The 6,746-nt window shown below is 26.4% G+C and carries 6 protein-coding genes; 1 reads left to right on the forward strand and 5 read right to left on the reverse strand.

Annotated elements, in window-relative coordinates; translation table 11 throughout:
* Positions 1-142: 142 nt before the first annotated feature.
* Both KGF38_RS15265 and KGF38_RS15270 read right to left on the reverse strand, forming a co-directional pair.
* Positions 143-1,648 carry an ABC transporter substrate-binding protein gene (locus tag KGF38_RS15265; protein ID WP_054270001.1) on the reverse strand — a complete coding sequence of 502 codons (1,506 nt, stop codon included), beginning with the start codon at positions 1,646-1,648 and terminating at the stop codon, positions 143-145.
* Between the two features lie 647 nt (positions 1,649-2,295).
* Positions 2,296-2,775, reverse strand: a complete 480-nt coding sequence (locus KGF38_RS15270; protein WP_054270002.1) for a C-GCAxxG-C-C family protein — start codon at positions 2,773-2,775, stop codon at positions 2,296-2,298.
* 422 nt (positions 2,776-3,197) lie between these two features.
* On the opposite strand from KGF38_RS15270, the gene KGF38_RS15275 reads away from it, so the two are divergent.
* The gene (locus KGF38_RS15275) at positions 3,198-3,494 is read left to right on the forward strand and encodes a YciI family protein (protein ID WP_054270003.1); all 297 of its coding nucleotides are present in this window, start codon (positions 3,198-3,200) and stop codon (positions 3,492-3,494) included.
* 208 nt (positions 3,495-3,702) lie between these two features.
* Here the strand turns inward: KGF38_RS15275 and panC are convergent, their stop codons facing one another.
* The 3 genes from panC to KGF38_RS15290 are packed head-to-tail and all read right to left on the reverse strand — an operon-like array spanning position 3,703 to position 6,310.
* On the reverse strand, positions 3,703-4,551 hold the full coding sequence (gene panC, locus KGF38_RS15280) for a pantoate--beta-alanine ligase (RefSeq protein ID WP_227832488.1): 849 nt from the start codon (positions 4,549-4,551) through the stop codon (positions 3,703-3,705).
* 18 nt (positions 4,552-4,569) lie between these two features.
* The gene (gene panB, locus KGF38_RS15285) at positions 4,570-5,397 is read right to left on the reverse strand and encodes a 3-methyl-2-oxobutanoate hydroxymethyltransferase (protein WP_054270005.1); all 828 of its coding nucleotides are present in this window, start codon (positions 5,395-5,397) and stop codon (positions 4,570-4,572) included.
* Entirely contained in the window at positions 5,372-6,310 is a 939-nt protein-coding gene (locus KGF38_RS15290; protein ID WP_227832489.1) for a DUF2520 domain-containing protein, read from the reverse strand. The genes panB and KGF38_RS15290 overlap by 26 nt, the downstream gene beginning before the upstream one ends.
* Positions 6,311-6,746 lie beyond the last annotated feature (436 nt).

The following is a 6,746-nucleotide window of genomic DNA, read 5'->3' on the forward strand; positions in this document are numbered from 1 at the left end:
AAATCAAAAATTAAAATGTATGCTACATATACTGCCCAGACTAGATTAAATCAGTCTGGGCTAAAGTTCCAATCGATATATAATGAACTATGTGTTGAAGAATGGTATGAGAAATTTGATACTATAGAAACATATCCTATAATTACTTTGACTCACGATAAATTGAATTGTATTGAATTAATCCTTGAGGATTTATATGGATTCCTTTTATATCATTTAAGGCAGCACTTAATACCATTGGATTTTGTAATATGATAATAGGGGAATCTTGAGTGACTATAGAGTTTACTTTTTCATATATATCTTGTTTCTTTTTTTTATCATCTTCTTTTCGAGCATCTGCTAGCAATTTATCTACTACAGGATTACTGTAATTACTTGAATTTTGAGTCTTACCACTATTAGTTCCCAATAAAACTGGAAGCACACCATTTGGATCATTATTAAATGCCCAACCAACTAGAATAGATTCATGTTTACCCTCATTCATCATATTTGCAGCTTCCTGCATAGTAACTAAATTATAATTTAATTTAATACCTACTTTAGCTAAATCTAATTTAATAAGTTCTAATGTATTTTTTCTGATTGTATTTATGGTTATTACATTTAATTCTAACGTATTTTCATAGCCAGATTCTTTTAATAATCGTTTTGCTTCTTCTGGATTATATGTAATTTCAGGTTCTTTATATCCCATAATACCTTTAGGTATTAAACTTACAGAAGGTATACTGTAGCCATGATATATACTATCAGTAATTTTTTGTCTATCGATTGCATAACTCATAGCTAAACGTATTTTTTGATTATCAAAAGGTGGAAACTTTGTGTTAAGTGATAAATACTCAATTTTGGATGAAGGAGATTGTAATAATGTAACATTGTCAGATAATTTCAATTTGTCACAATCATATGCAGAAACACTAAATAATATATCAACATCTCCATCTAACAGAGCTGTAGTTCTATCTTGCTCTGTAACAATAACTAAAAAATTGAGATACTTAGATTTTGCCTTTTCCAAATAATAATCATCAAATCGCTCTAATGAGATTTTTTTATTTTCTATTCTTTCAATAAGTTTAAATGGGCCACAACCAATTGGTTTGGAAAAATCATATCCTTTAGATTCAACTACATTTTTTGAAACTATAGAGGTTTCTGCTTTGGCAAATAATGAAGGTAATTCAGAGTAAGGTTCATTTGTAACAATTTCAAATGTAGTATCATTTATCTTTTTTACACTTTCTAAAATTTCAAGAGCCTTTTTTGTTCTTCCTCCAAGCATAGCACGTTGAATACTAAATACAACATCTTCTGCTGTCAAAGAAGAACCATCATGAAATTTAACATTATCTTGAATTTCAAATTTCCAAGTATAATCATCTATCCTTTTTTCACTTTTAACAAGTAATTTTCTTAATTGTAGATTATCATCAAAATCGTACAATGTTGTGTATATATTTCTGAGAATAGCTTCTGAGAAAATGTCAGAAGTCATCATTGGATCAAATGATAACATATCTTGTGTTAAAGCAATTTGAATTGGTTTTTCTTCTGATGTTTCATTTTTACCAGAGCTACAACCAGTAAATAATGCCAATGTAAGTAAAGCAATAATTAATAATTTCAAATTTTTGTACATATTTTTATCTCCCTCGTCTTAGTTATAACTACTTAATCTTAAAACTCATTATATCAAAATTTATTAGAAAATCATACAATACAAATTAGTATTAATAAGAAAGTTTATGGTAGAGTTTTCTTTATACAAAGTTACTTTTAGTTGTTAAGAATTTTAACTATTTTGTGTTATACAAAACTATATTTATAATTGTCTTTTTATAACTATATTTTTTCCTTGAAAATAATAAATTACTGGTCTGTCAAACTTATTTTTTTAATTAATAGAACTAACAATAAGTAAGCTTAAAGAAGAATTAGTAATTTAAGAAGATTTTAATCTAATGAATTGTAAAGTTAAAAAGGTTGGAACAAAATGGAGATAGGCCTATTTTTATTCCTGAAATGATGAAAATATATTTGCTTTCATATAAAAAAGAGTGCCTCATGGACTAAAAAGCTTATTTTGAGACACCTTATTTCACACTTAATAATGGATAATTATTATTTATGTAAAATACTAGTAATTTTGTTTATTTATATTATTAAATCATCAAGAGACTGTATTTTATTTTTGAAACAATGTCACAATTCATATGATATTCTTATTGAAAATCCTAATAGTCAAAAACATTCTTACATATCATATGTTGAATTTAAGAAAATAAGTTATTTAAGTTTATAATTTAGCTCTCTACAAATTATTCTTGCTGTTTCCTCAGCAACTTGACCTGTAAATAATATACATTGGTCCATATGTTCCTTTGTTCCAAGTGTCATTCCTTTTGTAAGAATTCTACAACATAAAGAATTATTTTTTCCTTTAAAAAAATCATGCAATTCTTTTGATAGCTCCATAGCTTTATTTACTTTTTCATCTTTAGCTTCACTTCTACCAAAGAATAATCCTAAAGCCATTATGCCACCAGTTATAGCTCCACATGTACATCCTGATCCTCCTATTCCAACAGGAAATCCTGATGCCATAGATATAATTTCATCTGTTATATCCAATTCAAACTCATCTTTTATAACTTTAACGACTGCTTCTGAACAATAAAAGTCACCATTACGATAATATTGTTCTGCTGTAACTCTTACTTTTTCTAAATTTATACTTTTCTCAGATTTTACTACACCACTATTCATAATTTTTTATCCTCCTTATATATAATAAATTAATCTCTTAATTAATAATAACTTATTTTTTATATTGTGAAATGCAATGAGTATTTTCAGACAATGTATCACTTGTTCTGTAAAAATCAAAAACTACATTATGAATGTAACCAGTACGTATTTTACAGATATATGGTATTTTCACTAGAAATTGAAACAATTATTATATAATATATTGAATGTTAAGTATCATGCACATTTGTAGTTTATATTATAATCTATGAGTAATTGTTTTTCAATGGACTGTGGTTGAAGATTTAAGAGGGAATTGTAATGAATGTATTGAATAATGTCATAGAGACAATAGAAAATAAAGGGTATTTATTTTTTAAGTAAACCCATACTAATAATAAAGTATTGATTCAATATAGGATAAAGGAGTAATGTATAGTATGAAATATTTTGTTATTGAAGGCATTATAAAAGATTCAAATTTAATTGATGAAAAAATTATGAAAAAGCACATGTCTTATACTCAAAAAGCGATAGATGATGGCTTAATCTTGATGTCTACACTTAAAACAGATATGAGTGGAGGATTGTTTATTATGAAGTCAGAATCAATTGAAAAATTGGAAGAGTATTTATTTAATGAACCTCTTAAAACTTTTGGTGTGCAAGATTACAAAGTCATAGAGTTTTCGCCCCATTATTTCAATAAATCATCTGCTGAGTGGTTTGATGATTAAAGATGTTTACTGTGTCAAACTAAAAAATATTTAGTAGACGTTAATGTTTTTAAACCTTTTCTTTCGTCACAAAATAAAAAAACTATAATGAAAATTATTACTTGAATTAATGAATAATTAGAAATAGGTAAGGATTATCTTATATAATATACTTCTTACCTATTTTAATAAGTAGAATTTTATAACAAAATATTTTGTAATAGCATGTTTATATGTTTAATTCAAATGTAAAATTGTCAATTAATCTAGTTTTTCCTATAAATACAGCAATTGCCACAAGTATAGAATCTTCTATTTCTTTAACTGGTTGTAATGTATTACTGTCTACAATTTCAACATAATCTATTTTTGCTAAGGGTTCAGCGTTTATGGTAGATATTATTAAATTTTCTAATTTTTTTACGTCTAAAGTTCCATTCATTAACTCTTTTTTTACGAGATTCAGACTTTTATTTAAAATCAAAGCTGATTTTCTTTCTTTTTTTGAAAGATATGTATTTCTCGAGCTTTTTGCTAAACCATCCTTTTCACGAACTATAGGACAGCCTATTATCTCTGTATCTATATTCAAATCCTTGACCATCCTTTTAATTACTGCTAATTGTTGAGCATCTTTTTCTCCAAAATAAGCTTTATCAGGAGTTACTATATTTAGAAATTTTGAAACAACCAGGCAGACACCTCCAAAATGAACTGGTCTCTTAGAACCACAAAGAAAATCTGTAAGTCCAGATACACTTATGGTAGTACAGTTGCCTTTTAAATACATTTCTTCTGATGAAGGATTAAAAACTACTGATGCACCACTATCCATACAGTATTTAAAATCTTTTTCTATATCTCTTGGGTAGCTATTAAAATCTTCATTAGGTCCAAATTGAGTTGGATTTACAAATACACTAACTACTACTTTATCATTTTCTTTTACAGCTTTTTTAATAAGGCTTTGATGTCCTTCATGTAAAAATCCCATGGTAGGAACAAGCCCTATAGAATAGCCAGATTTTTTCCAATCTTTAATTACATTTCTTAGTGATTCTATTTCCTTTATAAGCATTTTGTACCATCCTTAATCTTAGTATAATTTTTCTAATTCAGATTCATTTATTGAAAAGCTATGTTTTTCTTGTGGAAATGCACCAGTTTCAACTTCTAGTATGTAATTTTTAATTGAATCTTTCATTATATCTCCTATATTTGCATATTGTTTTACAAATTTAGGTACAAAATCTCCAAACATCCCCAACATATCTTGATAAACTAAAATTTGACCATCACAATTAATTCCTGCTCCTATCCCTATTGTAGGAATTGAAATAGAATTAGTTACCATCTCAGCTATTTTAGCAGGAACGCCTTCAAGCACAATAGAGAATGCTCCTGCTTTTTCTATTGATTTAGCGTCTTCAATAAGTTGTTTTGCTGTTTCACTAGTATTTCCTTGAACTTTAAATCCGCCAAATGAATTTACAGATTGAGGTGTTAGTCCTAAATGACCCATTACAGGTATTTGAGCATTTACAATGCTCTTTATTTGTTCTATAACGTTTGAACCTCCTTCTAACTTTACAGCATGTGCACCTCCTTCTTTTACAAGTCTACCAGCATTTCTCACAGCATCTTCAATAGAAACATGGTAAGATAGAAATGGCATATCACTTACTATTAAGGCATTTTTCACACCATTTTTCACAGCTTTTGTATGATATATAATTTCATCTATAGTAACAGATAGAGTGTTTTCTTCACCTTTTATGACCATTCCTAATGAATCTCCTATTAAAATACCATTTATATTACATTCATCCATTAGTTTTGCCATTGAATAATCATAAGCAGTAAGCATAGATAACTTTTTTCCTTTACTTTTAGCATTTTTAAAAGTCAGTATAGTATTTTTCATCGTTTTTTCCTCCTAAAATTTTGTAAATCTCTTTGTATTTTTCAGATTTACTTATTAAATTTTCAACTGCGTTTTCTGTAGAAATACTTTTTGTACATTTTAATGAATCTTCATTTTCCAAGGCTATTATTTTTAGTAGATTTAAGGATAGAATTTTGTAAATATTTTCATCTTTCTCATCTAATGCTGATAAATGTTTTTTTATTGGTGTTATATCCCCACGGACAATAGGTCCAGTAAGGGCTTTAGAAAATCCATTATCAAGTATATTTTCTATATTTATTTTGACTAAAGGATTTATAGCTTTTAAAGCTTCTTCCTCAGATAAACCCAATTTGATAAAGTAATTTACACCTACATCTAGTAAAGATAACACTAAATTTGAAACTAAAACATTAGCTAAATGATAAGTGGATGAAGTATTTTTATCTCTTATAAAGAATTGATTACCCAAGCTATTTATAAAATCTTGAATAAATAAATCATCTTTTTCATTATCACCTTCTATGGAAAAACAAATGTCTTTCATTTTTTTTATATCAGTATTTTTATTGGAAAATGCAAATATAGGATGGATAGAATAAATTAATGCACCTGCTTTTTTTGAACAGAACAATATACTAGATTTTAAAGAGCCACTTGTGTGGCAAATATATTTATGTTTTAAATTAAATTTGGAAAGTTTTTTGTCTATAATTTCAATAGAATCATCTGATGTTGTAATAAATAATATATCGTTTTCATCAATAATGTCTTTCAAGTTACTGTAAATTTTTGTTTTTGTTAAATTTGTTGATTCTAGTAAAGATAATTGATTTCTTCCATAAAAACCTGTTACATAATAAGCCTTTGACAAAAAATAATTTGCCAAAGATGTACCAACTTTTCCGGAACCAATAAATCCTATTTTAATAGTACCACCTCCACTTTGTGATACAACATCTTAATTTCCAATCTCATTCATGAAGATATGAGTTACATAAGACAAAATAATTAAAAACATTTAAAGTATAGTTCTCATAACAAGATACCATCCATGGATATTTTACCATTTAAATGAAAGATTGACAAATAATTAAATAAAAGTTGAGTAAATATACTTTTATTTATGTTGTATTATTTTGATGGAGGTGTAGTTGACTTTGAAAATTATTAAAATAATACCCTTGTAAAAATAATAAAATAAAGACATTTATATAATGTATATGAAAGATGAATTATTTTAATAAAATAAAATATAAGTAAAAAAATTATGATATTTATTAAATATAAATTTTTTAAATTTGCAATATATAATGAAAATAATTTCATCTATTTCTAAAAAAAATCTTTTTTACTTTATATTATTA

It is taken from the genome of Clostridioides sp. ZZV14-6387 (assembly GCF_020657835.1).
In the GTDB taxonomy this organism is placed as follows: Bacteria; Bacillota; Clostridia; order Peptostreptococcales; family Peptostreptococcaceae; genus Clostridioides; species Clostridioides difficile_A.

Excerpts from the sequence above, each read along its gene's own strand:
- KGF38_RS15270 (WP_054270002.1), bottom strand. The coding sequence starts at position 2,775 with ATGAATAGTGGTGTAGTAAAATCTGAGAAAAGTATAAATTTAGAAAAA.
- panB (WP_054270005.1), bottom strand. The coding sequence starts at position 5,397 with ATGAAAAATACTATACTGACTTTTAAAAATGCTAAAAGTAAAGGAAAA.
- KGF38_RS15275 (WP_054270003.1), top strand. The coding sequence starts at position 3,198 with ATGAAATATTTTGTTATTGAAGGCATTATAAAAGATTCAAATTTAATT.
- panC (WP_227832488.1), bottom strand. The coding sequence starts at position 4,551 with ATGCTTATAAAGGAAATAGAATCACTAAGAAATGTAATTAAAGATTGG.
- KGF38_RS15265 (WP_054270001.1), bottom strand. The coding sequence starts at position 1,648 with ATGTACAAAAATTTGAAATTATTAATTATTGCTTTACTTACATTGGCA.